The organism is Actinomadura opuntiae (assembly GCF_030283205.1).
In the GTDB taxonomy this organism is placed as follows: domain Bacteria; phylum Actinomycetota; class Actinomycetes; order Streptosporangiales; family Streptosporangiaceae; genus Spirillospora.
In genome coordinates, this window is sequence record NZ_JASNWF010000013.1 from 276,325 (window position 1) to 300,831 (window position 24,507).

General features: G+C 72.6%; 25 protein-coding genes. 10 read left to right on the forward strand and 15 right to left on the reverse strand.

Annotation, left to right across the window (positions count from 1 at the left end; genetic code table 11):
• Nucleotides 1-66: 66 nt before the first annotated feature.
• The 6 genes from QP089_RS28080 to QP089_RS28105 form a co-directional block, all read right to left on the reverse strand.
• Complete coding sequence (locus QP089_RS28080; protein ID WP_285915383.1) at nucleotides 67-822, reverse strand: helix-turn-helix domain-containing protein; 756 nt, start codon at nucleotides 820-822, stop codon at nucleotides 67-69.
• Between the two features lie 218 nt (nucleotides 823-1,040).
• Nucleotides 1,041-3,707 (reverse strand): DNA translocase FtsK, encoded by a 2,667-nt coding sequence (locus tag QP089_RS28085; protein ID WP_285915385.1) that lies wholly within the window; start codon nucleotides 3,705-3,707, stop codon nucleotides 1,041-1,043.
• Nucleotides 3,708-3,843: 136 nt separating this feature from the next.
• Nucleotides 3,844-5,529, reverse strand: a complete 1,686-nt coding sequence (locus tag QP089_RS28090) for a ribonuclease J (RefSeq protein ID WP_285915387.1) — start codon at nucleotides 5,527-5,529, stop codon at nucleotides 3,844-3,846.
• Nucleotides 5,526-6,464 (reverse strand): 4-hydroxy-tetrahydrodipicolinate synthase, encoded by a 939-nt coding sequence (gene dapA / locus QP089_RS28095; RefSeq protein WP_285915389.1) that lies wholly within the window; start codon nucleotides 6,462-6,464, stop codon nucleotides 5,526-5,528. The genes QP089_RS28090 and dapA overlap by 4 nt, the downstream gene beginning before the upstream one ends.
• Nucleotides 6,465-6,641: 177 nt before the next feature.
• Nucleotides 6,642-6,863, reverse strand: a complete 222-nt coding sequence (locus QP089_RS28100) for a hypothetical protein (RefSeq protein ID WP_285915391.1) — start codon at nucleotides 6,861-6,863, stop codon at nucleotides 6,642-6,644.
• 138 nt (nucleotides 6,864-7,001) lie between these two features.
• On the reverse strand, nucleotides 7,002-8,057 hold the full coding sequence (locus tag QP089_RS28105) for a glycoside hydrolase family 18 protein (RefSeq protein WP_285915392.1): 1,056 nt from the start codon (nucleotides 8,055-8,057) through the stop codon (nucleotides 7,002-7,004).
• Between the two features lie 279 nt (nucleotides 8,058-8,336).
• On the opposite strand from QP089_RS28105, the gene QP089_RS28110 reads away from it, so the two are divergent.
• Nucleotides 8,337-8,513: a hypothetical protein gene (locus QP089_RS28110; protein ID WP_285915393.1), complete on the forward strand. Its 177-nt coding sequence runs from the start codon at nucleotides 8,337-8,339 to the stop codon at nucleotides 8,511-8,513.
• A gap of 83 nt (nucleotides 8,514-8,596) precedes the next feature.
• On the opposite strand, the gene QP089_RS28115 is transcribed toward QP089_RS28110, so the two are convergent.
• Both QP089_RS28115 and QP089_RS28120 read right to left on the reverse strand, forming a co-directional pair.
• The gene (locus tag QP089_RS28115) at nucleotides 8,597-9,622 is read right to left on the reverse strand and encodes a hypothetical protein (RefSeq protein ID WP_285915394.1); all 1,026 of its coding nucleotides are present in this window, start codon (nucleotides 9,620-9,622) and stop codon (nucleotides 8,597-8,599) included.
• Nucleotides 9,597-10,661, reverse strand: a complete 1,065-nt coding sequence (locus tag QP089_RS28120; protein ID WP_285915395.1) for a DMT family transporter — start codon at nucleotides 10,659-10,661, stop codon at nucleotides 9,597-9,599. Before QP089_RS28120 ends, QP089_RS28115 begins: the two co-directional genes overlap by 26 nt.
• Between QP089_RS28120 and QP089_RS28125 the strand changes: the two genes are divergently transcribed.
• Nucleotides 10,660-12,048, forward strand: coding sequence for an aminotransferase-like domain-containing protein (locus tag QP089_RS28125; protein WP_285915397.1), 1,389 nt, complete (start codon nucleotides 10,660-10,662; stop codon nucleotides 12,046-12,048). The genes QP089_RS28120 and QP089_RS28125 overlap by 2 nt on opposite strands.
• A 33-nt stretch (nucleotides 12,049-12,081) precedes the next feature.
• On the opposite strand, the gene QP089_RS28130 is transcribed toward QP089_RS28125, so the two are convergent.
• Nucleotides 12,082-12,438 (reverse strand): VOC family protein, encoded by a 357-nt coding sequence (locus QP089_RS28130; protein ID WP_285915399.1) that lies wholly within the window; start codon nucleotides 12,436-12,438, stop codon nucleotides 12,082-12,084.
• On the reverse strand, nucleotides 12,435-12,704 hold the full coding sequence (locus tag QP089_RS28135) for a hypothetical protein (RefSeq protein WP_285915401.1): 270 nt from the start codon (nucleotides 12,702-12,704) through the stop codon (nucleotides 12,435-12,437). Before QP089_RS28135 ends, QP089_RS28130 begins: the two co-directional genes overlap by 4 nt.
• 101 nt (nucleotides 12,705-12,805) lie before the next feature.
• Here QP089_RS28135 and QP089_RS28140 point away from each other — a divergent pair, with 101 nt between their 5' ends.
• The 4 genes from QP089_RS28140 to QP089_RS28155 all read left to right on the forward strand — a co-directional run bounded on the left by QP089_RS28140 (nucleotide 12,806) and on the right by QP089_RS28155 (nucleotide 16,642).
• Nucleotides 12,806-13,366 (forward strand): CGNR zinc finger domain-containing protein, encoded by a 561-nt coding sequence (locus QP089_RS28140; RefSeq protein ID WP_285915403.1) that lies wholly within the window; start codon nucleotides 12,806-12,808, stop codon nucleotides 13,364-13,366.
• Nucleotides 13,367-13,416: 50 nt separating this feature from the next.
• Complete coding sequence (locus QP089_RS28145; RefSeq protein ID WP_285915404.1) at nucleotides 13,417-13,971, forward strand: GNAT family N-acetyltransferase; 555 nt, start codon at nucleotides 13,417-13,419, stop codon at nucleotides 13,969-13,971.
• 93 nt (nucleotides 13,972-14,064) lie between these two features.
• Entirely contained in the window at nucleotides 14,065-15,732 is a 1,668-nt protein-coding gene (locus tag QP089_RS28150; RefSeq protein ID WP_285915406.1) for an MFS transporter, read from the forward strand.
• Between the two features lie 43 nt (nucleotides 15,733-15,775).
• Nucleotides 15,776-16,642 (forward strand): 1,4-dihydroxy-2-naphthoate polyprenyltransferase, encoded by an 867-nt coding sequence (locus tag QP089_RS28155; RefSeq protein ID WP_285915408.1) that lies wholly within the window; start codon nucleotides 15,776-15,778, stop codon nucleotides 16,640-16,642.
• Between the two features lie 60 nt (nucleotides 16,643-16,702).
• On the opposite strand, the gene QP089_RS28160 is transcribed toward QP089_RS28155, so the two are convergent.
• The gene (locus QP089_RS28160; protein ID WP_285915409.1) at nucleotides 16,703-17,383 is read right to left on the reverse strand and encodes a uracil-DNA glycosylase; all 681 of its coding nucleotides are present in this window, start codon (nucleotides 17,381-17,383) and stop codon (nucleotides 16,703-16,705) included.
• 115 nt (nucleotides 17,384-17,498) lie between these two features.
• On the opposite strand from QP089_RS28160, the gene modA reads away from it, so the two are divergent.
• The 3 genes from modA to QP089_RS28175 all read left to right on the forward strand — a co-directional run bounded on the left by modA (nucleotide 17,499) and on the right by QP089_RS28175 (nucleotide 21,272).
• A complete protein-coding gene (modA, locus tag QP089_RS28165) occupies nucleotides 17,499-18,296 on the forward strand; it encodes a molybdate ABC transporter substrate-binding protein (RefSeq protein ID WP_285915410.1) in 798 nt (265 codons plus the stop codon).
• Nucleotides 18,297-18,456: 160 nt separating this feature from the next.
• Nucleotides 18,457-20,508 (forward strand): ATP-dependent zinc metalloprotease FtsH, encoded by a 2,052-nt coding sequence (ftsH, locus tag QP089_RS28170; RefSeq protein WP_285915411.1) that lies wholly within the window; start codon nucleotides 18,457-18,459, stop codon nucleotides 20,506-20,508.
• Nucleotides 20,509-20,606: 98 nt separating this feature from the next.
• On the forward strand, nucleotides 20,607-21,272 hold the full coding sequence (locus tag QP089_RS28175; RefSeq protein ID WP_285915413.1) for a Uma2 family endonuclease: 666 nt from the start codon (nucleotides 20,607-20,609) through the stop codon (nucleotides 21,270-21,272).
• Here the strand turns inward: QP089_RS28175 and QP089_RS28180 are convergent.
• Complete coding sequence (locus QP089_RS28180) at nucleotides 21,269-22,114, reverse strand: SCO6745 family protein (RefSeq protein WP_285915415.1); 846 nt, start codon at nucleotides 22,112-22,114, stop codon at nucleotides 21,269-21,271. The two genes, QP089_RS28175 and QP089_RS28180, sit on opposite strands and share 4 nt — an antisense overlap.
• 105 nt (nucleotides 22,115-22,219) lie before the next feature.
• Between QP089_RS28180 and QP089_RS28185 the strand changes: the two genes are divergently transcribed.
• Nucleotides 22,220-22,693, forward strand: a complete 474-nt coding sequence (locus QP089_RS28185; RefSeq protein ID WP_285915417.1) for a nitroreductase family deazaflavin-dependent oxidoreductase — start codon at nucleotides 22,220-22,222, stop codon at nucleotides 22,691-22,693.
• On the opposite strand, the gene QP089_RS28190 is transcribed toward QP089_RS28185, so the two are convergent.
• The 3 genes from QP089_RS28190 to QP089_RS28200 are packed head-to-tail and all read right to left on the reverse strand — an operon-like array spanning nucleotide 22,690 to nucleotide 24,388.
• On the reverse strand, nucleotides 22,690-23,229 hold the full coding sequence (locus QP089_RS28190; RefSeq protein WP_285915456.1) for a transglutaminase-like domain-containing protein: 540 nt from the start codon (nucleotides 23,227-23,229) through the stop codon (nucleotides 22,690-22,692). The two genes, QP089_RS28185 and QP089_RS28190, sit on opposite strands and share 4 nt — an antisense overlap.
• Nucleotides 23,229-23,966, reverse strand: coding sequence for a 4-hydroxy-tetrahydrodipicolinate reductase (gene dapB / locus QP089_RS28195; protein WP_285915418.1), 738 nt, complete (start codon nucleotides 23,964-23,966; stop codon nucleotides 23,229-23,231). The genes QP089_RS28190 and dapB overlap by 1 nt, the downstream gene beginning before the upstream one ends.
• Nucleotides 23,967-24,025: 59 nt before the next feature.
• On the reverse strand, nucleotides 24,026-24,388 hold the full coding sequence (locus QP089_RS28200) for a phage holin family protein (protein WP_446474091.1): 363 nt from the start codon (nucleotides 24,386-24,388) through the stop codon (nucleotides 24,026-24,028).
• Nucleotides 24,389-24,507: the final 119 nt, after the last annotated feature.

Below are 24,507 nucleotides of genomic sequence, written 5' to 3' on the forward strand. Positions count from 1 at the left end.
GGACCTTCGCCCCGCCGGTGCGGGGACCCGCCGGTCAGGGGCCCGGCGGCGGGCCGGGGCGCCGGATCAGGCGGCCGCCGGGTCGTTGCGGTCGAAGCTGAGCCGCTGCACGCCCTTGCCCTTGCCCGGCGTGCCGAGGTCCTTGCCGTTCACGGTGAGGCGGACGCCGCCGCCGATGCCGATCACCAGGCTGATCTTCTTCTTGGCGGTCCACTTCTTCTGGTCGCCGCTGTGCAGGACGCCGGAGTACAGCGCCTTGCCCTTGTCGCCGCGGACGTTCACCCAGACCGTCCGCTTGGCCACGGCCTGGACCTCGACCTTGGTGCGCGGCGCCGCCGCCACCGGGTCGTCGGGCTTGGCGGCCGGCGGCGGGGTCGGCTTCGGGGTGCGCGGCGCGGGCGTCCCGGCGACCTGGCGGGCGGTGTGCCGCTCGTGCCCGCCGTCCTGCCGGATGGCCTGGAACACCCCGCCGATGACCACGACGGCGAGGGCCAGCGCCATCGCCGCGCTCCAGTTCGCCGAGCGGCGCTCGCGGAAGGGGATCGGGCGCTCGGGCTCGAACGCCGCCGTCGCCGACACCGGCTGCGGCGCGCCGCCGTGCGCGGCGTCGAACTCGCTGACCAGCGGCTCCGGGTCGATGCCGATGACCCGCGCGATGCTGCGGATGTGGCCCCGCGCGTAGAAGTTGCCGCCGCAGGCGGAGAAGTCGTCGGACTCCATGCCGCGGATCACCGTCTCGCGGATCCGCGTCTGGAGACTGACCTGCGTCACCGAGAGACCCGCCTGCCGACGCTCCTGGGCCAAGGTCTCACCGATGCTCACGCCGGGCCTCCTTCGAGCGCGTTCGCCGCTCGTTCCACGCTGATGCGACACCAGTCTAGAAACGGGAATGCCCGCTCGGCGAGCGCCAACACGTTCGAAACAGGGCAAGATTTCGCATCATTCCGCCATGCCCGTCCCCGGAACGGGTGGCCATATGACGGCAACCGCGCGGACATTCCATTGTTCCCCCGCGGTAAGCGCCGCGGGGGAACGCCCGGTCAGCCGCCGCCGCGCAGTTCCGCGAGGACGCCGGGCAGGTCGTCGGGCTTGGCGAGCACGTCGCGGGCCTTGGAGCCCTCGCTCGGCCCGACGATGTCGCGGCTCTCCATCAGGTCCATCAGCCGGCCCGCCTTGGCGAACCCGACGCGCAGCTTGCGCTGCAGCATCGAGGTCGACCCGAACTGCGTCGACACCACCAGCTCGATCGCCTGGACGAGCAGGTCCATGTCGTCGCCGATGTCCTCGTCGATCTCCTTCTTCGGCGCGGACGACTCGGCGACGTCGTCCCGGTAGTGCGCCTCCATCTGCCCCTTGCAGTGGTCGACGATCCCGTGGATCTCCTTCTCCGACACGTAGGCGTTCTGGATGCGCATCGGCTTGCTGGCGCCCATCGGCAGGAACAGCGCGTCGCCCTGCCCGACCAGCTTCTCCGCGCCCGGCTGGTCGAGGATGACGCGGCTGTCCGACAGCGACGAGGTGGCGAACGCCAGCCGGGACGGCACGTTGGCCTTGATGAGGCCGGTCACCACGTCCACGGACGGGCGCTGCGTCGCCAGCACCAGGTGGATGCCGGCGGCGCGCGCGAGCTGGGTGATGCGCACGACCGAGTCCTCGACGTCGCGCGGCGCGACCATCATCAGGTCGGCGAGCTCGTCGACGATCACCAGCATGTAGGGGTAGGGCGTGTAGACGCGCTCGCTGCCGGGCGGCGCGGTGAGCTTGCCCGCCTTCACCGCCTTGTTGAAGTCGTCGATGTGCCGGAACCCGGACGCGGCGAGGTCGTCGTAGCGGCGGTCCATTTCCCCGACGACCCATTCGAGGGCTTCGGCCGCTTTTTTGGGATTTGTGATGATCGGGGTGATCAGGTGGGGAATGCCCTGGTACATGGTCAGCTCGACCCGTTTCGGGTCGACCAGGATCATCCGCACCTCGTCCGGCGTCGCCCGCATCAGGACCGAGGTGATGAGCCCGTTGATGCACGTCGACTTGCCGGCGCCGGTCGCGCCCGCGATGAGGATGTGCGGCATCTTCGCCAGGTTCGCCACCACCGTGCGGCCCTCGACGTCCTTGCCGAGCCCGACCACCATCGGATGGTGCTCGTTGGTCGCCGCCGGGGAGCGCAGCACGTCGCCGAGGCTGACGATGTCCTTGTCGGTGTTCGGGATCTCCACGCCGATCGCCGACTTGCCGGGGATCGGGGAGATGATCCGCACGTCCGCGCTCTTCACCGCGTACGCGATGTTCTTGGTCAGCGCGATGACCTTCTCCACCTTCACCGCGGGGCCGAGCTCGATCTCGTACCGGGTGATCGTCGGCCCGCGGGTGAACCCGGTGACCTGCGCGTCGATGTCGAACTGCTCCAGCACGCCGGTGAGGGCGTTCACCACCGTGTCGTTGGCCTTGGTGCGCGGCTTGGAAACGCTGCCCGGCCGCAGCTCCATCGGATCCGGCAGCACGTAGATCTCACCGGACGACGACAGCGGCAGCTGCTCGGAGCTGCGCGGCGCGGGCGTCGGGTCGGGGACCTCGGCGCGCTCGGGATGCTCGGCCGGCGGGAGGTCCTCCGGGGGCGCCTCGTCCAGCGGCGGTCCGTCGTCGACGGGCGGCGCCGGCGGGACGTCGCCGCCGAACGGGTCCGGCTCGAACAGCTCGTCGGCGAGGTCGCGGACCGGACGGTCGGGGCGCTTCGGCTCGTCGTCCAGCAGCGGCGTGTCGTACGGCTTGGAGTGCTCGCCGACCTCCAGCTCGCCGTCGGCGTCCTCCGCCTTCTTCTTGCGGCGGCGCTTCTTCGGCGCGTCCTGCTCGCCCTCCACCGTGTCGGACGGGCGCTCCGGGCGGCCCTGCAGCGTCGCGACGGCCCACAGGTCGGCGACGCGCTCGGGCACCTTCGCGATCGGGGTCGCGGTGATGACCAGCAGCCCGAACCCCGACAGCAGGAGCAGCAGCGGCACCGCCACCCAGCCGCTGAGCGCGGCGTCCAGCGGCGCCGACACCAGCCAGCCGACGACGCCCCCGGCGTCGCGGACGCCGGGCATGTCCTTGGCCGGGGACGGGATCCCCGCGGCGATGTGCAGGACGCCGAGCACACCGACGGTGAGCGCGGTCAGGCCGATGACGACGCGCCCGGTCTCCTCGTTCTGCTCGGGGTGGCGCAGCGTCCGCCACGCCAGCAGCGCCAGCACCACCGGCAGCGCCATCGCGACGATGCCGATGCCGCCGCGCACGACCTTCTCCAGCGCGATCGTGACGACGCCGTCCGGCCGGAACCAGGTGACCGAGGCCAGCACGATCGACGAGCCGAGCAGCGCGAGCCCGAGCCCGTCGCGCCGGTGCTCGGGGTCGAGGTTGCGGGCGCCGTTGCCGTAGGCGCGGAAGACGGAGCCGACGGTGACCGCCGCGAGCAGGTACAGCTTGAACAGCAGCTTGAAGAACCCGAGGACGGCCTGCGAGATCGGGTCGGGCTTCTGCTGCTGCGGGCGCCCCCGGCCGGACCCCCGGCCCGCGCCGCCCCTGGCCGCACCGCTCCTGGCCGGACCGCCCTTCGCGCCACCGCCCTTCGCATTGCTCGTTCGCTTCCGGGGGGCCGGCCCTGCGGGTTTGCGAGCCGCGCTGCCCCCGGTACGCGAGGAGGTGGTCTTCGCTCCCCCGGACGCACGTGTGGCCATGGTTATGAGAGTAACCAAGGACCGCCGGGGTTCCCGGGACGGCGACCGGGCGTGTTGCCCCATACCGGGACGACCGGGCACGACACCGCCGGGACGACCGGGCACGCCGCGCGCGCCCGGCCGTCCCGGCGGGCGGCTACACCTCGACGACCACCGGAATGATCATGGGACGGCGGCGGTAGTTGTCGCTCACCCACTTGCCGACGGTGCGCCGGATCAGCTGGTTGATCTGGTGCAGGTCGTTGACGGCGTCGCCGGCCGCGCCGGCGAGCACCCCCTCGATCCGCTCGATGATCTCGTTGAAGTCCTCGTTGACGATGCCGGCGCCGCGGGCGTGCACCTCGGGCCCGGCCACCAGCTTGCCGGAGGTGGAGTCGATGCCGACGACGATGGAGACGAAGCCCTCCTCGCCGAGGATCCGCCGGTCCTTCAGCGAGGTCTCGGTGACCTCGCCGACCGACAGGCCGTCCACGTACACGTAGCCGGCCGGGACGGCCCCGACGATCTTGGCGTGCCCGTCCACGAGGTCGACGACCACGCCGTCCTCGGCGATGACGATGTTGTCGTCGGGCACGCCGGTGAGCGCGGCGAGCTTGGCGTGCGCCCGCAGGTGCCGCCACTCGCCGTGGATCGGCATGAAGTTGCCGGGCTTGGTCACGTTCAGCACGTACAGCAGCTCGCCCGCCGACGCGTGCCCCGACACGTGCACCAGCGCGTTGCCCTTGTGCACGATCCGCGCGCCCCACCGGGTGAGGCCGTTGATGACGCGGTTCACCGCGTTCTCGTTGCCGGGGATGAGCGAGGACGCCAGCATCACGGTGTCGCGGTCGGTGATGCGGATCGAGTGGTCGCGGTTGGCCATCCGCGACAGCGCCGACATCGGCTCGCCCTGCGAACCGGTGCACACCAGCACCAGCCGGTCGCCGGGGATGTCGTCCAGCTCCTTCTGGTCGACCATGATGTCCTCGGGGACGTTCAGGTAGCCCAGCTCGCGGGCGACGCCCATGTTGCGGACCATCGAGCGGCCGACGAAGCACACCTTGCGCCCGTTGGCGACGGCCGCGTCCAGCACCTGCTGCACGCGGTGGATGTGCGAGGCGAAGCAGGCGACGATGAGCCGCTCCTGCGCGGTGCGGAACACCTCGTCGACGACCGGGCCGATGTTGCGCTCGCTGGTGACGAAGCCCGGGACCTCGGCGTTGGTGGAGTCCGACAGCAGCAGGTCGATGCCCTCGGCGCCGAGCCGGGCGAACCCGGGCAGGTCGGTGAGCCGGCCGTCCAGCGGCAGCTGGTCCATCTTGAAGTCGCCGGTGTGCAGGACGAGCCCGGCGGACGTGCGGACGGCGAGCGCGAGCGCGTCCGGGATCGAGTGGTTGACGGCGAAGAACTCGCACTCGAACGGCCCGAACGTGCGCCGGTCGCCCTCGGCCACCACGTCGGTGACCGGTCTGATGCGGTGCTCGGTGAGCTTGGCCTCCAGCAGGGCCAGCGTCAGCCTCGAGCCGACCAGCGGGATGTCGCGGCGCTCGCGCAGCAGGTACGGGACGGCACCGATGTGGTCCTCGTGCCCGTGCGTGAGCACGACGGCCTCGATGTCGTCCAGGCGGTCCCTGATGTACTCGAAATCCGGCAGGATCAGGTCGACGCCGGGCTGCTCGGTCTCGGGGAACAGCACGCCGCAGTCGACGACCAGCAGGCGCCCGCCGTGCTCGTACACCGTCATGTTGCGGCCGATCTCCCCGAGCCCGCCGAGCGCGACGATGCGCAGGCCGCCCTCGGGCGGCGCGGGCGGGTCCGAGAGATCCGGGTGAGGATGACTCACCGGGCGACCTCCGGAATGACGACCTCCGGCACTTTGACTCCCCCTATCGTGAGGTCTTCACGCAAGCGCGCCGCGAACTCGGGCGTGGCCTCCACCAGCGGGGCGCGCAGCGGGCCGCCCCCGGGAAGGCCCAGCAGGTTCAGCGCTGCCTTGACGGCGATGGCGCCCTGCGTACGGGTCATGATCGCGGCGACCACGGGCAGCAGGCGCCGGTGGATCTCCAGCGCCCGCCCATGCTCACCGGCGCGGTATGCGTCGATCATCTCATGGAGTTCGGCTCCCACGACATGGCCGACCACGCTGACGAACCCGGCGGCCCCGACCGACAGCCACGGCAGGTTCAGCACGTCGTCGCCGGAATACCACACCAGGTCGGTCTGCGCCATCACCCGGGACGCGCCGAACAGGTCGCCCTTGGCGTCCTTGACGGCGATGATCCGCGGATGCTCGGCGAGCCGGATCAGCGTGTCGTTCTGGATCGGCACCCCGGCGCGCCCCGGGATGTCGTAGAGCATGTTCGGCAGCCCCGTCGCGTCGGCCACCGCCGTGAAATGGCGGAGCAGGCCCTCCTGTGGGGGCTTGTTGTAGTACGGGGTGACCACGAGCAGGCCGTGCGCGCCGGCGGCCTCGGCCTGCCGCGCGAGTTGCAGGGTGTGCTCTGTGTGGTTGGTCCCGGCACCGGCGACGATCACGGCGCGGTCGCCGACCGCCTCGATGACCGCGCGCAGAAGCGCGCTCTTCTCGTCGTCGCTCGTCGTCGGCGACTCGCCGGTCGTCCCGTTGACGACCAGCCCGTCGTGGCGCCGCTCGTCGACCAGATGGGTCGCGAGGCGCGCGGCGCCGTCGTAGTCGACTCCGCCGTCCGGCAGGAACGGCGTGACCATCGCGGTCAGCATCCGCCCGAACGGGGCGTCGGTCGTTGTGCTGGGTGCCATGCATCGAACGGTACCGTTCCGGCCGCCGGCTTGGACCCGCAGGTCGAGGGGTTTCGCGGCCGGGTCCGGAGCGGGCCTGCCGCGGACGTGGAAGAAGCCGCCGCCACACGCTCGGGGGTACGCGTGGCGGCGGCTCCCACACCCGACATCGTGGCACGCAAATGCCTCGTTACGGGGTCAGTCCGGCCACTTCCCGGACTCGGTTGGATAACGTGACCCTCCGGTCAGTTCGCGCAGCCGACCGCGCAGTTCCTCGACGTCCGGCGTGCGCACGAGATCATTGCCCCGGACGGCCCACCAGTACCCGGACCCGCCCCGTCCGATCCGCCAGCCGATGAACTCGGCCGTCAGCTCGCTGAGCCGGTCGGCGTCGTGCCATGCGGTCCGCTGATCGCGCATCGGCCTCGTCCCCACTTCCCTCGCCTCCGCCGGTACCACCCGGTCTCCGCACCCGTCCCTACCCCCGCCGGTGCGGCGCTATACGCCCCCTTTCTACCTGCGAATACGCATAAATCAGTACGTAGTCGGCCGGGTTTCTCAGCGGCCAACTTTTTCTGTCGCGGAAGGCAGCCATGTCGCGCGATAACGCGCCCATTCGGACGGTTCGGTGGTCCAGTCCGCGTACACGCCGACGCCGTAGGGGCGCTTCGGTGGCCGTTTCAGCTCGTCGATTCCGCGCCTTACACCACGCAAGGCGACAGTGAGATTCTCAGCCCAGTCCATGGCGGGGCGGTAAGTGGGGACGCCGACGAAAACCGTCACCTGATCGCCGATCAGTTCGAGGGTGTGCCGGGTGTGCCGGGCGAAGTGCCGGCCGGCGAGCGACCGCGTCGGCAGCGACACGTCATAGGTCATGATCGCCACCTGGTCGACCCGGCGGGCGACCCGCCGCAGGAAGGCGTCGGTCGGGCGCGGGGGATAGTGCAGGAACCCGGTGCGCGGCAGCAGCGCCTTGTAGACGGGCTGCGCCGCGTCGACGAGCGTCGGCTGCTCCAGCGCGACCGACAGTAGGCGCCCCCGCGAGCGGGTCAGTTCGCGGGTCCCGTCCAGCAGCGCCAGGAACGCCCGGTCGTCGGGATAGATCGGCTCGAAGTCGTAGTGGATGCCGTCGAAGCCGACGTCGAGCAGGGCCGCGTCCGTCTTCAGCACCCGTTCCCGGACCGCCGCGTCGTCCAGGTCGATGACGCCCTTCCCTTCGACCACGCGTATCTGGCCGAGGTACGCCTGGACGTGCACGCCGGGCGCGTATGTGCGGACGGCCTCGATGAGCCGCCGCGCGTACCGGTACTTGGACGGCGGCACCGTCCCGTCCGACTCGAACGGTCCGGTATGGAAGAACACGTCGGTGATGCGGTTCTGCTTGAGGAGCGCCCCGAGGGCCCGGTACTCGCCGTCGGTGTGCGGCTCCCCCACCCACTGGTGCCGCGCCCACAGCGCGTTCACCTCGGTGCCGCGCGCCTTCGGCTCCGGCTGCCACCAGACCCACGCCCCGCCGAAGGCGATCGCGACCAGGCCGAGCACGTACGCCGCCGTCCAGCCCGCCCACCGCAACGCCCGGCCCCGGATACCGCCGGACCACCCCGTCCCCGCCATCCAGCAATGATCCCGTATAAGTCCGGCACATCGGGCGCGCCATGACCCCGAAGGGTCGGCGCCCGGCATGGCCGAGGGCACGGCACCTCCATGACTCGACCACGATTGCGCCGCGTCCGCGTGGCGGGCGCGGCGCGCGCCCGCGCCGGGGGAACCCTGTGGTGACGAGGCGGTTCAGCGGTGCCGGAACCTTCGATTCGAACACCGGTTCGACCTGGGTCCCGTTGGGGGGCCGCCCCGATCCTGTTCCGAAGTACCGGGATGGAGGTCGAAACCGACATGCGAACCCGACCGAACCAGGCCGAACCGAAACCCCTGATCAGCACCCGGGCGCTCCTGATCATGATCGTCGCGGTCGGCGCGGCCGCCCTGACCGCGATGGCCCCGCGGGCCGCGGTCCCCATCGGCGTCGGCGTGGGCGTCGTCACCCTGCTGGCCCAGATCGTCAGGGACTGAGCCGTCGAGTTGCGGCGAGTCGTGGTTATGGATCGGTCCATAACCACGACTCGCCGCAACTCGACGAAGGGCTCGACGAAGGGTCAGAAGACCGGGATGATGTCCGCGGCCTCGATGCCGGTGACGTCGACGCCGGAGATGTCCAGCTCCGGGATGGCCGGGAACTCGATGCCCCAGCGCTCCACGATCGCGCGGACGCGGGCGATCGCGACGCGCCAGTTCTCCGCCTGCTCCTCGAACGACAGGACGCCGAGCCCCGCGTCTCGGGCGTGGTCCATCAGGACGCGGTGGTTGGCCAGGAAGTAGGGCGGCAGGTCCCAGAAGCCGTCCGGCGGCTCCCAGAGGATCATCGACAGGAACACGAACCCGGCCCGCAGCTGCCTGGTGATCTGGCCTTTGACGTCCTCGGTGAGGCCGGGCCACTCGTTCTCCAGGATCGTCATGCAGATCTGCAGGTGCCGCGACTCGTCCCGGCCGATCCGCTTGAACATCTCACCGAACAGCGGATGGCGGGTCCCGGACGCCATGCCCCGGAACAATGTGGAGGCGGCCATCTCCCCCATCATGAAGCTGGTGAACAGCACCGCGAGCGAGTACTTGCGGACGGCGCTGTTGTAGCCCTGCCAGTAGCGGCCGCCGTTGTGGTAGAGCCAGCCGATGTTGTTGTGGGCGGCCTTCTCCAGGTCCGTTCCGGGGGTCCAGTCGAGCGGGCCGCCCGGCCACGTCCGCGCGATCGCCCGCTGGCAGCACTCCTCGTGGTTCATCTCGTCGCGGGTGATCGAGAAGAAGCACTTGCGGACCGGGTCCTCCTCGTGCTGCTCGAACGCGTGGATGGTGGCGCGGGCGAACACCGCCGGGCCGGAGGCGTCGAAGTTGGCCAGCACCGCGAACCAGTACATGATCCCGAGCCGCTGCTCCGGCGCGAACGCCTCCGGGCGCAGCTCGTCCCAGGGCAGGTCGGCGGGGTTCCACACCGTCCGCTTGGACTTCTCGTAGATGGCGGCGAGCTTGTCGGTCTCGACCCGCCACTCCATCGGGTAGATGTTCGGCTGCGGGATCTCGGGGGCGGGCCAGAACCCGCCCTCAGGGACGATCGGCTTGTCGGCCATGGAAGGCTCCTCGCTGGTCACCGTTTCGTGACGCCCTACCGTCCATTGTGCGCATCTCGGTCGCGGTCCTGCGCGGCCCGGTCGCGACCGCGGTCGGCTCGGGCGCCAGCGGGACGGCTGCGGGGGCGCGGCGGATCCGCGTCCGCTGGGTCAGGGCCACGCAGACAAGGACGCCCGCGGCGGCCAGCATCGTCACCGCGTCGACCGATTCGCCGAGCATGAGCCACGACCAGAGGAGCGTCAGCACCGGCTGGGCGAGCTGGACCTGGCTCGCCCGGGCGATCCCGGCCCGCGCCAGGCCCTCGTACCAGGCGAAGAAGCCGAGGTAGGCGGAGAAGACCGTCACGTACCCGAAGCCGAGCACGGTGTGGCCCGTCCAGTGCGGGCGGGTCGTCGCGAGCAGCCACCCGGTCACCGGGACGGTGATCGGCGCGGCCAGCACGAGCGCCCAGGAGATCACCCGCCAGCCGGGCATGTCGCGGGCGAGCCGGCCGCCCTCGGCGTAGCCCGCGGCGGCGGACAGCAGCGCCGCGAACAGCAGCAGGTCGGCGACGCTGAACCGGCCGGCGCCGCGGACCAGCGCGAACCCGGTCACGCAGGCGGCCCCGGCGGCGCCGGCGAGCCAGAACGCGCGCGACGGGCGCTCGCCCGCGCGCAGCACGCCGAGGACGGCGGTCGCCGCCGGCAGCAGCCCGACCACGACCGCCGAGTGCGAGGACGAGGCGCCCCGGTCGAGCGCGAGCGTGGACAGCACCGGGAAGCCGAAGATCACCCCGGCGGCCGCGACGGCCAGCGCGGCCCACTGCCGCCCGCGCGGCCGGCGGGCCCGGACCGATAGCAGTGCGATCCCGGCGAGGACGCTCGCGGCGGCCGACCGGCCGACGCCGATCAGGTAGGGGTCGAGGCCTTCGAGCCCGTACTCCGTGGCGGGAAGGGTGAACGAGTAGATCAGCACGCCCAGCGCGGCGAGCCCGATGCCGGCCCCGAGGACCCCGCCCGCTACCGGCCTGCTGACAGTAGCGCTATCTTTGCTCCTCATGAAGAACGATAGCAGTGTGGCGGCGCTGGCCGACGCGCTGCGCGCCGAGGTCGGCCGGCTGGGCCCGGGCGAGCGGCTGCCGTCGAGCCGGACGCTGGTCGAGCGGCACCGCGTCAGCCCGGTCACGGTGTCGCGCGCCATCGGGCTGCTGGCCGCCGAGGGGCTGGTCGTGACGCGTCCGGGCGCGGGCGCGTTCGCCGCCCGCCGGCCGTCCGCCGCGTCCGAGCCCGCCGACTTCGGCTGGCAGGCGGTGACGCTGGCCGGCCGCTCGGTGGACGCGGCCGGCGTGTCCTGGCTGCTCACCCCGCCGCCGGACGGCACCGTCGCGCTCAGCGGCGGCTACCTGCACCCGAGTCTGCAGCCGGTCCGCGCCCTGGCGAACGCCGCGGCGCGGGCCGCGCGGCGCCCGAGCGCCTGGGACATGCCCCGGCTCGGCGGGGCGCCGGAGCTGCGCGCCTGGTTCGCCCGCACGGTCGGCGGGGGCGTGTCCCCCGACGACGTGACCATCACCAACGGCGGGCAGCAGTCGCTCACGACGGTGCTGCGGGCACTGCTCCCGCCCGGCGCGCCCGTCCTGGTCGAGTCGCCGACCTATCTCGGGGTTCTGGCGGTCGCGCGGGCGAGCGGGCTGCAACCGGTGCCGGTCCCGATGGACGCCGATGGCGTCCGGCCCGACCTGCTCGCCGAGGCGTTCGCCATGAGCGGCGCGCGGGCGTTCTACTGCCAGCCCGCCTTCCACAACCCGACCGGGGCCGTGCTGAGCGCCGAGCGGCGCGAGCGGGTGCTCGCGGTGGCGCGGGCGGCCGGCGCCTTCGTCGTCGAGGACGACTTCGCGCGGCACCTCGCCATCGATCCGCCACCGCCGCCGCTGATCGCGCAGGACACCGACGGCCGCGTCGTGCACATCGCCTCGCTCACCAAGGCCACCGCGCCGAGCCTGCGGATCGCCGCGGTGATCGCGCGCGGGCCGGTCGCCGAGCGGATCCGCGCGACGCAGCTCGTCGAGGAGTTCTTCCCGGCCCGGCCGCTGCAGGAGACGCTGCTGGAGCTCGTCTCCTCGCCCGGCTGGCCGCGGCACCTGCGCGCGATCCGGACGGCGCTGCCCGTGCGCCGCGACGCGTTGCGCACCGCGCTCGCCCGCCACCTGCCGCAGCTGCGGACCAACCGCCCCGCGGGCGGTCTCAACCTGTGGGTCCGGCTGCCGGACGGCGTGGACGACGTCGCGGTCGCCGAGGCCGCCCTGCGCGCCGGCGTGCTGGTCAGCGCCGGGCGGCCGTTCTTCCCCGCCGAGGCTCCGGGGCCCCACCTGCGGCTGAGCTACGGCAGCGCGTCGTCGGAGGCGGAGTTGGCCGAGGGCGTCCGCCGGCTCGCGACCGTCCTGCGCTGACGCGCCGCGCCGGCGTCCGCGCGGCCCGGGCGCTCAGCGCGCCGTGCAGAAGCAGAACTCGTTGCCCTCGGGGTCGCGCCAGACCCGGAACGGCGCCTCGGGGTTCCCCATCGGCTCGCCGGCCGGGGTCGCGCCGAGGCTCGCGGCGCGCTCGCCGGCCGCGTGGATGTCCGGGACGTCCAGGTCGAAGTGCAGCCGGTTCTTGACCTTCTTGCGTTCGGGGACGCGCTGGAAGGACAGGATCGGCCCGCCCTCCCCCAGCGGCTCGAGGTCGAGCCATCCGTCGTCGGCCGCCGTGGTCTTCGCGCCGAGCAGGCCGCCCCAGAACGCGGCCATCGCCTCCAGGTCGGCGCAGTCGATCACGATGTTCCCGATCTTCGGGCCGGTCATCGGGTTCCTCCCAGGGAGCCGCTGATGCGGACCGGGCGCGCGGCGGCGCGCCGGCAGTGGACGGGTTCGGGGCGGCGGACCGGAAGCGCCGAGCGCAGCCGGGCACGCCGGCGGGCGGCGCGCTCCCCGGCCTGGGCGCGGGCGGCGAGCCGCGCCTCGACGATCTCGGCGTGCAGCCGTGCGTACTCCCGCTCGGCCCAGGCGTGCCGGGTCGCGAGACCGGCGAGATACGGCAGCGCGTTCATCGCGCCTCCCTTCGTTGACACCACTCAAACGGTAACGGTGGTGTCGGAATTCTGCAACCGGTCAAAGCCGTTCACTGGTGTTGACGGTTGGTAGGCTGCTCGGCGAAGGGCGGGAGGGACCGATGGCCGACGCGCGATCCGGCGAGCGCCCCGGCGACGACCCGTCGGTGCTGCTGCAGGACTTCGTCAACACGCTCGACATCGACTCCGGCACCGAGGGCCTCGCGTCGCCCGCCGCGCTCGCCGGATGGCTGTCCGGGCGCGGGCTCGTCCCGGACGGCACCCCCGCCCACGCCGCCGACCTGGCCACCGCGATCACCCTGCGCGAGGGCCTGCGCGAGGCCATGGCCGCCCACCACGGCCCGCAGGAGCCCGACCTCCCCGCCGACCTCGACGACGCGCTGTCCGCGCTGCCCCTGCGGGTCGAGCTCACCGGGACGCGGCCCGCGCTCGTCCCGCTCGACCCGCCCGCGACCGCCGCCGCCGGCCTCGCCCGCATCGCCGCCGCGATCACGGACGCCGCCGCCGCCGGGACCTGGCCGCGCCTCAAGGTCTGCCAGGAGGGCACCTGCCGCTGGGCGTTCCTCGACACCTCCAAGAACCGGTCGCGGTCCTGGTGCTCGATGCGCACCTGCGGCAACCGCACCAAGACCCGCGCCTACCGGGCCCGCAACCGCGCCTGAGGCGGCCCCGGGCCCTAGACTGTCCGATGATCGTTCAGGAGGGGGCGCCCATGACCGCCAGCGGGCCCGACGCGGGGGTGCGCGAAGCGCGGCGCGCCGACGCGGCCGCCGTCGCCGACATCCAGGTGCGCGCCTGGCGGCACGGCTACCGCGACCTGCTGCCGGCCGCCGTCCTGGACCGGGTGACCGGCCCCGACGCGCTGGAGGCGTGGCGGGAGCGCTGGGCGGACGCGGCGGCGCACCCGCCGAGCCCGCGGCACCGGCTGCTCGTCGCGGTCGCGTCCGACCTGGTCGTGGGGTTCGCGGCGCACGCCCCGGCCGAGGACGCCGATCTCGACCCCGCGGCCGCCGCCGAGCTGATCACGCTGCTGGTCGACCCGCTGCACGCGCGCGCCGGCCACGGCAGCCGGCTGCTCGCCGCCACCGTCGACCTGCTCCGCGAGGACGGCTTCACCACCCTGGTCAGCTGGGCGTTCGAGAAGGACGAGGTCACCCGCGCGTTCCTCGGCGGGGCGGGCTGGGCGCCCGACGGAACGGCCCGCACGCTCGACATGGGCGAGCCCGTCCGGCAGATCCGGCTGCACACCGACATCAGCGCGCACTGAGACCATCGGCGCGCACTGAGACCGGGCCTGGAGGCTCGCCGTAGCGCAGGGGCCGGTGAGGGGCATCCGCGCCCCGGCCATATCGTTGAGGCCGTGCCCGAGTCCACCTCTCTGACGCCGCCGCATGCCCCGGCGACGCCCCCGATGGCCGACCACCGCCGCTGGCTCGGCATGGTCGTCATCAGCCTGGGCGTCTCGCTGGTCGTGGTGGACGCCACCATCGTCGGCGTGCTGCTGCCGCGGGTCGTGTCCAACCTGGACCTGACGACCGCCGGCGCGGAGTGGATCACCTCGGTGTACTCGCTGGTGTTCGCGGCGCTGCTGATCCCGTTCGGCCGGGCCGGCGACCTGTTCGGCCGGCGCCGGATGTTCGTGCTCGGGGTGGCGGTGTTCGCGCTGGCGAGCGTCGCCGCGGCGCTGGCGGGCGGCGAGGGCGCGCTGGTCGCGGCGCGGGCCGCGCAGGGCGTCGGCGCGTCCATGATCCTGCCGGCGACGCTGTCCACGGTGAACGCGGTGTTCACCGGCCGGGAACGCGCCATCGCGTTCGGTGTCTGGGGCTCGATGATCAGCGGGATGGCGGCGCTCGGCCCGCTGCTCGGCGGCGCCGTCGCCACCGGCGGCGGCTGGCGCTGGGCGTTCGGGATCAACCTGCCGCTCGGCGCGGCGCTCATCGCGGGCGCGTTCCGGCTGATGCCGGAGACCCGGGCGCCCGGCTCGGCTTCGCGGGGCGCGCTGCGGGAGATCGACTGGCCGGGCGCGGCGCTGTCCGCGCTCGGGCTCGGCGCCCTGGTGTGCGGGCTCATCGAGGGCCAGACCTACGGCTGGTGGACGGCCACCCGCCGCTTCTCGATCGGCGGGTTCGACTGGCCGGGCACCGCGCTGTCGCCCGTCCCGGTCGTGATCGCGCTCGGGATCGTGCTGATCGCGGCGCTGGTGGTGGTCGAGCGGTCGCGGGCCGCGGCGGGCCGTCCGGTGATGCTGGACCTCGCGCTGTTCCGGATCCCGAACTTCCGGCACGGCAACCTCGCCTCGTCCCTGATCAATGTGGGCGAACTGGGGCTGCTGTTCATCCTGCCGCTGTTCCTGCTCGGCGTGCACGGCACGAACCCGCTGCAGATCAGCGTCGCGATCCTGCCGCTGGCCATCGGGGCGTTCCTCACCGGCGGGTACGCGGGCAAGCTCGCCAACAGGCGCGGCGCGCACCGGGTCGTCCAGATCGGCATGGTGATGGAGGTCGCCGCCGTCCTCGCGCTCGGCGTCACGGTGTCGGCGACCACCGGCGGATTCGGGCTCGCGCCGTGGATGCTGCTGTACGGCCTCGGCCTCGGCCTGACGTCGGCGCAGCTGACGAACGTCTCGCTCGCGGACGTGCCGCCCGCGCAGGCCGGGCAGGCGTCCGGCACCCAGTCCACGGCCCGGCAGGTCGGCGCGGCCCTCGGCATCGCCCTCATCGGGACGGTCTTCGCCACCGGCCTCGGGCACGCGATGAGCGACCGGCTCGCGGGCACGTCCCTCTCCTCCGAGCAGCAGGCGTCCGTCACCCGGCACCTGCGCGACAGCGCCGGCACCTACGGGCGCGACCTGCACGACGATCCGGAGAAGGCCGTCGAGGCGCACGCCGCCGACGCGAGCCTCGCCGTCGCGACCAGGCACGCCGCGCTCGCGACCGCCGCGATCCTGGCGGCGGGGCTGGCGCTCTCGCTGCGGCTGCGCCCGAGCACTGATCGACATCGGGAAGAATCGGACCGCCAGGGCGGCTGACACCCCCTGAATCCCTGTCGTCCCTCGAGAACGAACGGTAACCGTGGCCACGCTGAACCAATGGGTCGCCGGATCCCGGCCCCGCACCCTGCCCGCGTCCCTCGTTCCCGTCGTCGTCGGCACCGGCGTCGCGATCGGCGCGGACCACGCCGTCTGGTGGCGCGCGCTGCTCGCCGCGTTCGTCGCGCTCGTCCTGCAGATCGGGGTGAACTACTCCAACGACTACAGCGACGGCATCCGCGGCACCGACGAGGACCGGGTCGGGCCGCTGCGCCTCGTCGGCTCGAAGGTCGCGCCGCCCAAGCAGGTCCTCGCCGCCGCGCTCGGCTGCTTCCTCGCCGCCGCCGTGGCCGGGCTGGTGCTCGCCGCGGTCACCACCTGGTGGCTGCTGCTGGTCGGCGCGGTCGCGATCCTCGCCGCCTGGTTCTACACCGGCGGCAAGACCCCCTACGGCTACCGGGCGCTCGGCGAGGTGTCGGTGTTCGTGTTCTTCGGCCTCGTCGCCGTCGTCGGGACGGTGTACGTGCAGGCCGAGGAGCTGCCGTGGGAGGGGTGGGCGGCGGCGGTGCCGGTCGGCCTGCTGGCCTGCGCGCTGCTGGTCGCCAACAACCTGCGCGACATCCCCACCGACCGCGAGTCCGGCAAGCGGACCCTCGCGGTGCTGCTCGGCGACCGCCGCACCCGGATCCTGTACGCCGCGTGCGCCGCCCTGCCGTTCATGTTCGTGCTGGCGCTGGCCGCGCCGCACCCGTGGGTGCTGATCGCGCTGCTCGCGGCTCCGCTGTCGATCCCGCCGACGCAGAAGGTGCTGGGCGGCGCGTCCGGCCCCGCCCTGATCCCGGTGCTGGGCGAGACCGGACGCCTCCAGATCGCCTATGGCGTGCTCCTCGCCATCGGCCTGGCCCTGTAGACCGCGCGCCGGTGCCCGGCCTCCCGCATAGGAGGCCGGGGGGCGTTCAAGCCGTGCCGATCAGGCGAGGCTCCAGTCGATCTCCGGCTGGCCCGCGTCGACCAGCGCCTTGTTCACGGCGCTGAACGGCCGCGTGCCGAAGAACTTCTTCGCGCTGAGCGGGCTCGGGTGCGCCGACTCGATCACGGTGTGCTGCGGGCCGGTGATGAGCCGCGCCTTCTTGCGCGCGTAGGCGCCCCACAGCACGAACACGACGCGGTCGGTCTTGTCGTTCAGCGCGCGGATCGCGGCGTCGGTGAAGTCCTCCCAGCCCTGGCCGGCGTGCGATCCGGCCTCCCCGGCGCGGACCGTCAGCACCGCGTTCAGCAGCAGGACGCCCTGGTCGGCCCACCGCGTGAGGTCACCGGACGGGGCGGGCGGCACCTCGAGGTCGGCGGCGAGCTCCTTGTAGATGTTGCGCAGCGACGGGGGGAGCCGCACGCCGTCGCGGACGCTGAAGCTCAGCCCGTGCGCCTGGCCCGGCCCGTGGTAGGGGTCCTGACCGAGGATCAGCACGCGCGCGGCGTCGAACGGGCAGTGCCGGAAGGCGTTGAACAGGTCCTCGCGCGGCGGGTAGACGGTCTGCGCGCCGTACTCCCCCGCCACGAAGGCGCCCAGCGCGGCGGTGGCGAGCGGGTCGAGCAGCGGGTCGAGCCGCTCCCGCCAGTCGCCGGGCAGCAGTTCCATCAGGTCGAGGGACATCGTCCGTTGCCTCCGGGAAGGTGATCTCCAGTTGGGGGAACAGTAGCGCCGGGCACCGACACGCTGGCGGCCGAATGCCGGGAGTCGACGGGGGCCGTCCCTAGGATGATGCGATATGCCCGACTCCCCCCGAGCGTGCCGTGTTCGTGCCGTCGGGCGTGCCCGCGCGTCCGTCCTGCTGGTCCCGCTGGCCGCGGCCGGGCTGCTGTGCGGGTGCGGCGGGTCGTCCGGGCCGGTGACGCTGACGGTGCTGGCGTCCTCGTCGCTCACCGAGGTGTTCGGCGAGATGGGCGCGGCCTACCGGCAGTCGCATCCGGGCGTCCGGCTGAGGCCGGAGTTCGGCGGCTCGGCGGAGATGGCCGAACGGCTCGCCGAGCACGACCCGGGAGACGTGCTGGCGACCGCGGACACCGTCAGCCTGAACCAGGCGGACCGGTACCTGGACGGCCATCGCCGGGCCATCGCCCGCACCGGGCTCACGATCGCCGTCGGGCCGGGCAACCCCGGCCGCGTCCGCGGGCTCGCCGACCTGGAGCGGCGGGGGCTGCGCGTGGTGGCCGGCGCGGCGTCCGTGCCGATCGGCCGCTACACCCGCCAGGCGTTCGCCAAGGCGGGGGTGAGCGTCCGGACGAGCGCCGAGGAGATCAGCTCCCGGGCCGTCCTGGACCAGATCCGCACCGGCGACGCCGACGCGGGCGTCGTCTACATCACCGACCTGCGGTCCGCCGGTATCGCGGTCACCAGCGTGCCCATCCCGGCGAACGAGAACGTCACGGTGACCTATTCCGCGGCGGCGGTGAAGGACGGCCCCCACGAGGAGGACGCGGACGAGTTCGTGTCGTGGCTGGTCACACCAGAGGCGCAGCGGCTTTTCAACAAGTACGGGTTCGCCACCCCGGTCGCCCCGCAGTGACCCGCGCCACATGCCGGTGTGCGTTCGCCCACCGCTGATACGGCACGGGAACGTCTCGTAGCGGAATCCCGTTTACCTCCCCGGAGCCCCGAACCGCGGGACCCCGCCGAAGTCGATCGCCCGTGCCACCCGCGGGCGAGATTACCGGGAGATGCCAGACGTGCCGTCCAAGCGACCCGCGCCGCAGCCGAGCGAGGCGGCGGCGCAGCGTTCAGGTTCCGCGGAGCGCGACCGGCGCGAGTCGGTGCCGCCGCGCAACGACCCCGAGCGTCCCTGGCGCGCCGAGGGCGTGCCCGAGCGGCCGAAGAAGGCCGGCGGCGGCTTCGGCGGCTGGCGTCCCCGCCGCAACACCTCCATGTTCTGGCTGCTGCTGCTCGTGGTGTTCGGGCTGAGCTACGTCTCGATGCACTACACCGGCCAGCAGGAGAAGGTGAGCGTCCCCTACACCGCCTTCACCCAGCAGGTGCAGGCCGGGAACGTGAAGGACGTCTACACCAAGGGCTACCAGATCCAGGGCAAGCTGAAGAGCGCTCAGCAGGTCCCCGGGCAGAAGGACCCGAAGAAGACCTACACCGCGTTCGAGACGCTGCGCCCCGCGTTCGCCGACGACAAGATCTACACCGAGATGGTGAACAAGGGCGTCGAGGTCGAGGCCAAGCCCGTCAACGAGGACCGCGGCCTGCTCGCCAACCTCGCGCTGTCGCTCCTGCCGACCCTGCTGTTCGTCGGCCTGTGGATTGGCGTCATGGTCTGGCTGCAGCGCCGGATGACCGGCGGCGGAGGCGGCGGCATCATGGGCGGCTTCGGCCGCTCCCCCAAGCCCGTCGCGCCGGACGACAAGCGCGCCACGTTCGCCGACGTCGCGGGGATCGACGAGGTCGAGGCGGAGCTCAGCGAGATCGTCGGCTTCCTGAAGGACCCGGGCAGGTACCGCCAGATGGGCGCCCGCGTGCCGCGCGGCGTGCTGCTCACCGGCGCGCCCGGCACCGGCAAGACGCTGCTGGCCCGCGCCGTCGCCGGCGAGGCCGACGTGCCGTTCTACTCCGCCGCCGCGTCGGAGTTCATCGAGATGGTCGTCGGCGTCGGCGCCGCCCGCGTCCGCGAGCTGTTCACCGAGGCCCGCAAGACCGCCCCGTCCATCATCTTCATCGACGAGATCGACACCATCGGCCGGACCCGCGGCAGCGGCGCCAGCCTCGGCGGCCACGACGAGCGCGAGCAGACGCTGAACCAGATCCTCACCGAGATGGACGGCTTCTCCGGTTCCGAGGGCGTGGTCGTCATCGCCGCCACGAACCGCCCCGACATCCTCGACCCGGCGCTGATGCGCCCCGGCCGGTTCGACCGGCAGGTCGCCGTCTCGCCGCCCGACCTGGACGGCCGCGTCGCGATCCTGCGGGTGCACACCCGCGAGGTCCCGCTCGCCGGCGACGCCGACATCACCTCGATCGCCAGGATGACCCCCGGCATGACCGGCGCCGAGCTGGCCAACCTGGTGAACGAGGCCGCCCTCCTCGCCGTCAAGCGCGAGAAGGGCGCGGTCGACATGGACGACTTCCAGACCGCGCTGGAGAAGGTGCAGCTCGGCACCCGCCGCGCGCTGGTCATGCCGTACGAGGAGCGGCGCCGCACGTCCTACCACGAGTCCGGGCACGGCCTGCTCGGCATGCTGCAGCCCGGCGCCGACCCCGTCCGCAAGATCACGATCGTGCCGCACGGCCGCGCGCTCGGCGTCACCGTGTCCACGCCCGACAGCGACCGGTACGCCTACGACGAGCGCTACCTGCGCGGCCGCATCATCGGCGCGCTCGGCGGGATGGCCGCCGAGGAGCTGGTCTTCGGCGTGATCACCACCGGCTCGGAGAGCGACCTGGAGCAGGTCACCAAGATCGCCCGCGGGATGGTGGGCCGCTGGGGCATGTCCCCGAAGGTCGGCCCGCTGTCGATCCTGCCGTCCGACGGCATGGAGCCGATGGGCCAGTACGCCGCCCAGGGCACCCTGGACGCCGTCGACCTGGAGGCCCGCCGGATCGTCGACGAGTGCTACGCCGAGGCCCTGGAGACGCTGCGCGCGCACCGCGACCAGCTGGACTCGCTCGCCGCCGCGCTGCTGGAGGCCGAGACCCTCGACGAGGAGGCCGCCTACTCCGCCGCCGGCATCACCCGCAGCATCACCGACGTGGACCTCTCCAAGACCCCCTCCCGCGGCTGACCGCCGGATACCGGCCAGGATCACGGAAAGTAGGTACGCTGGCTACACACGGTCCTCTACAGTGACGGGAGCCGAGCGTGATGGAGGAATCACCCAAAGTGAGCACACTCGCCACTGTTCACCACCATCGCGAGTTCCCCGACACCCCCTACAACCTCTGGATGCGGGACGAACTCGTCGACCTGCTCGATCTCCCCCACGACGGCACCCGAGTCGAAATCATCGGTGGGGAGATCGTCGTGTCACCAGGGCCCGATTACGGCCACAACGTCATCGTCCGCAGCGTGAGCGAGGGCTTCCTCGCGGCCAAGCTGACGGATCCGGCCTTCCCCTGGCGATGCGTCCAGACCCAGGACCTGAACCTCAGCGACATCCACGACGGATACATCCCCGACCTCTGCGTCCTCAGCAAGGAGGACGACCGGCAGGCCGCGGCGGCGCAGCTCACGAAGGTCGTCCCCCCGCATCTCGCGCTGGTCCTCGAGGTCACCTCGCCCAGCACCGCGGCCCACGACCGCCTGCCCGGCCTCCGCCGCGCCAAGCCGACCAAGTGGAACGGGTACGCACGGGTCGGCATCCCGTACTACCTGCTGGTCGATCGCGAGCCCGGCAAGGCCCTGACGACCCTGTTCAGCTCGCCCGACACCGCGTCCGGCGAGTACCGCGAGTCGGTGAGCTGGGAGTTCGGCGAGCCGATCAAGCTGCCCGACCCGTTCGGGCTGGAGATCTCCACCGACGAGTGGGAGCCCTGGCAGCGCTCCTAGCCGACGCGCGGGAGGCCGATGGGGTTGGGGAAGGGCATCTCACCCGCGTCGGCCACGGCCCTCGCAGCGGGGACGAGGCGCTCGTACAGGGCCTTCGGGTCGTCCAGGACACGGTAGGGCGGCGCGGCGAGCGCGTCGGTGCGTCCCTCGATCCGGGACTTGAGCGAGCGCCCCGCGTCGGTCGCGGTACCGCCATCGACGAGCCCGCGGGCGGCGAGGGCCGCGGACGCCTCGTCCCACTGCTCCTGCGTCCAGCCCCGGCTCCGCAGCATCTGGTCCGAGGTGACCGCGCCGACGGCGGCGGCGAGGACGTTCGAGGTCAGGCCGTCGAGCCCCTCGCTCGTCAGGACGGCCACATGCCCGTCGCCGCGGTGCTCCCGCAGCGCCGTCGCCGCCTGCCACAGCGCCTCGACCGGGTCGTTCGGCATGTTCAGGTCGCGGTTGGCGGCGAACAGCGGACGGCCCGCCGCGTCCGCCGCCTCGACCGCGCGGTGCAGCATCGGCGCGGCCTCGGCGGCCACGGCGTCGATCCCCGGCACGATCCTGCGGAGCGCCCGTGCCGCCGCCGTGCCCCGCGCCGCCAGGATGCTCTCCGGTGAGGCGAAGCGCCAGGCGTCCGGGACGGCCCGCCGCACCCGGGACGGATGGAACCCGAAGAACGTCGCCTCGACCACGCCCGCCGGCACCGCGCCGAGAGGGGCGCCGCGGCTGCCGAAGTAGCCCATCCAGAAGCCCTTCAGCCCGACGCCCTTGTTCGCCTCCAGGCACTCGGGCGAGAAGTACGTCACCGCGTGCAGCGGCTCCAGGACCATCCACATGTCGCGCGCGATCGAGTCGTCCATCCGACGAACGCTAAGCCTCCGCTCTCCCACGCGACAACCCCGTCACTCCGGGGCAGGGGACTTCCCCAGCCTGTCGTGGGTAGGACGGCCCGGGGAGGGAGCGTCATGGAGATCCCCAAGCGGCCCGAGCCGCCGTCGGGGCTGCGCCGGACCCTGTTCCGGCTGCCCGTCCACCTTTACCGGATGGGCCTGGGACCGCTGTTCGGCGACCGATTCCTGCTCCTCGAACACGTGGGCCGCGCGTCAGGCGAGCCCAGGCGGGTGGTCGTGGAGGTCGTCGAGCACTCCGGGGACGACTACGTGGTGTGCTCCGGCTTCGGTCCCCGGGCCGACTGGTACCGCAACCTGAGGAAGACGCCGCGGGCGACCGTCCAGGTGGGGCGGAACCGGTTCGCCGTGACGGCGCGTCCGCTGGACGCCGACGAGGGCGGGGAGCTGATGATCCGCTACGCGCCGCGCCATCCCCGGGCCACCGCGAGGCTTCTCCGCTACATGGGCTTCATCGTCGACGGCACCAAGGACGACTACCGCCGCGTGGGCCGCGAACTGCCCTTCGTCCGCCTCACCCGCGTCCGCTAGAGCGTGGTGGGGAGCGCCTCGACGGTGAGCGTCGACATCGACTTGAGAGCCTTCAGGACGGCCGGATGCGGCGTCGCGTGCACCGTCGGCAGGACCGGCACGGACGGGTAGGCGAGGCGGTCCTCCGAGGCGGAGAACTCCACGTGGACCTCGTCGTTGTTGCCGCGCGGGTCGAGCAGCACCCAGCGGTCGTCCACCAGCGCGGCGGCGAGGCCGTGCACGAACCCGTCCACCAGCTGGTAGCACAGCCCCGCCTGGATGCCCCCGGCCCGCAGCAACGCCGCATAGGCGTTGGACTTGGCGTAGCACAGGCCGGTCCGCTGTTCGAGGACGTCGGACGCGCGCCAGGTGACGCGGTCGTCGCCGGCGTCCATCGAGTGGGTCACCTGGTCGCGGACATGGTCGAACGCGGCGCGGGCGTAGGCGATGTCGTCGCCGGTGCGCAGGTCCGAGGCGATCTGCTGGACGAGCGGGTGCTCGATGTCGATCGCCTCGGACGCGGCGAGGTAGTCCCAGGGCTCGGCGGCGAAGTCCATCACAGGCCGAGCAGCGACTCGATGCCCACGGTGAGCCGGTCGGGGCTGTCGACGACCTTCCGCACGGCCAGCAGGACGCCCGGCATGAACGACTCGCGGTTCATCGAGTCGTGCCGGATGGTGAACAGCTCGCCGTGGCCGCCCAGCACGACCTCCTGGTGCGCGACGGCGCCCGACAGCCGGACGGCGTGCACGTGGACGCCGTCCACGTCCGCGCCCCGCGCGCCGTCGACCTCGTCCGTCGTGGCGTCCGGCGACGGGGCGACCCCGGCCTCCGCGCGCGCTGCGGCGACCAGCTCGGCGGTCCGGTAGGCGGTGCCGGACGGGGCGTCGACCTTGTTGGGGTGGTGCAGCTCGACGATCTCGACGGACTCGAAGAACGGCGCGGCCTTCTGCGCGAAGTGCATCATCAGCACCGCGCCGATGCCGAAGTTCGGAGCGATCAGGACGTTGGGCCCCTTGCCGGTCAGCCACGACCGGACCGTGTCGAGCCGGGAGGGGTCGAAGCCGGTGGTCCCGACGACGGCGTGCAGGCCGTGGTCGACGCACCACTCGAGGTTGTCCATGACGACGGCCGGGCGGGTGAAGTCGACGACCACCTCGGCGGCGGTCAGCGGCTCCCGCTCGTCGTCCTGGTCGACGGCGGCGACGAGCTCCATGTCGTCGGCGCCCTCCACGGCCCGGCACACCTCGGCCCCCATCCGGCCGCGCGAGCCCAGCACCCCAACCTTGATCACGTGTTCCTCCCGATGAAGCGTGCGTCGAGCCTACCGGCCCCCGCCCCGCCTCCCGCGCGTCAGTCCCGGTCGTCGTCCGCGACGAACAGGTTGAGCAGCCAGCTCACCACGCCGATGATGATCGCGCCCCAGAACGCGGGCCAGAACCACTCCACATGGAACGGCACGTCCAGCTTCCCGGCCACCCAGCTGGTCAGCATGAGCAGCCCCGCGTTCACCACCAGGGCGATCAGTCCCAGGGTGACGATGTAGAACACGCAGCCGAGCACCTTGATGACCGGCTTGAGCACCGCGTTGATGATGCCGAAGATGATCGCGACGACGAGCAGCGTCAGCACCTTCTCGCCGGTGCTCCCACCGCGCACGTCGATGCCGTCCACCACGGCGGACGCCACCCACAGCGCGACCGCCGAGATCAACACCCGAATAAGGATCTTCACCCAGCGCCGATACCCCGAGACCCCCGACCGAATCGCCGGCTGAACACCCGGACGCAAGACCGGACCCCAGCCCCTCACGGGCGGGCACGCGGAGCGAGCGC

Coding starts and splice junctions, on each gene's coding strand:
- QP089_RS28085 (WP_285915385.1), bottom strand. CDS start 3,707: ATGGCCACACGTGCGTCCGGGGGAGCGAAGACCACCTCCTCGCGTACC.
- QP089_RS28190 (WP_285915456.1), bottom strand. CDS start 23,229: ATGGACTTCGCCGCCGAGCCCTGGGACTACCTCGCCGCGTCCGAGGCG.
- QP089_RS28185 (WP_285915417.1), top strand. CDS start 22,220: ATGGAGATCCCCAAGCGGCCCGAGCCGCCGTCGGGGCTGCGCCGGACC.
- QP089_RS28140 (WP_285915403.1), top strand. CDS start 12,806: ATGGCCGACGCGCGATCCGGCGAGCGCCCCGGCGACGACCCGTCGGTG.
- QP089_RS28160 (WP_285915409.1), bottom strand. CDS start 17,383: ATGTCCCTCGACCTGATGGAACTGCTGCCCGGCGACTGGCGGGAGCGG.
- QP089_RS28180 (WP_285915415.1), bottom strand. CDS start 22,114: ATGGACGACTCGATCGCGCGCGACATGTGGATGGTCCTGGAGCCGCTG.
- dapA (WP_285915389.1), bottom strand. CDS start 6,464: ATGGCACCCAGCACAACGACCGACGCCCCGTTCGGGCGGATGCTGACC.
- QP089_RS28125 (WP_285915397.1), top strand. CDS start 10,660: ATGAAGAACGATAGCAGTGTGGCGGCGCTGGCCGACGCGCTGCGCGCC.
- QP089_RS28110 (WP_285915393.1), top strand. CDS start 8,337: ATGCGAACCCGACCGAACCAGGCCGAACCGAAACCCCTGATCAGCACC.
- QP089_RS28145 (WP_285915404.1), top strand. CDS start 13,417: ATGACCGCCAGCGGGCCCGACGCGGGGGTGCGCGAAGCGCGGCGCGCC.
- QP089_RS28120 (WP_285915395.1), bottom strand. CDS start 10,661: ATGAGGAGCAAAGATAGCGCTACTGTCAGCAGGCCGGTAGCGGGCGGG.
- QP089_RS28115 (WP_285915394.1), bottom strand. CDS start 9,622: ATGGCCGACAAGCCGATCGTCCCTGAGGGCGGGTTCTGGCCCGCCCCC.
- QP089_RS28130 (WP_285915399.1), bottom strand. CDS start 12,438: ATGACCGGCCCGAAGATCGGGAACATCGTGATCGACTGCGCCGACCTG.
- modA (WP_285915410.1), top strand. CDS start 17,499: ATGCCCGACTCCCCCCGAGCGTGCCGTGTTCGTGCCGTCGGGCGTGCC.
- QP089_RS28100 (WP_285915391.1), bottom strand. CDS start 6,863: ATGCGCGATCAGCGGACCGCATGGCACGACGCCGACCGGCTCAGCGAG.
- QP089_RS28105 (WP_285915392.1), bottom strand. CDS start 8,057: ATGGCGGGGACGGGGTGGTCCGGCGGTATCCGGGGCCGGGCGTTGCGG.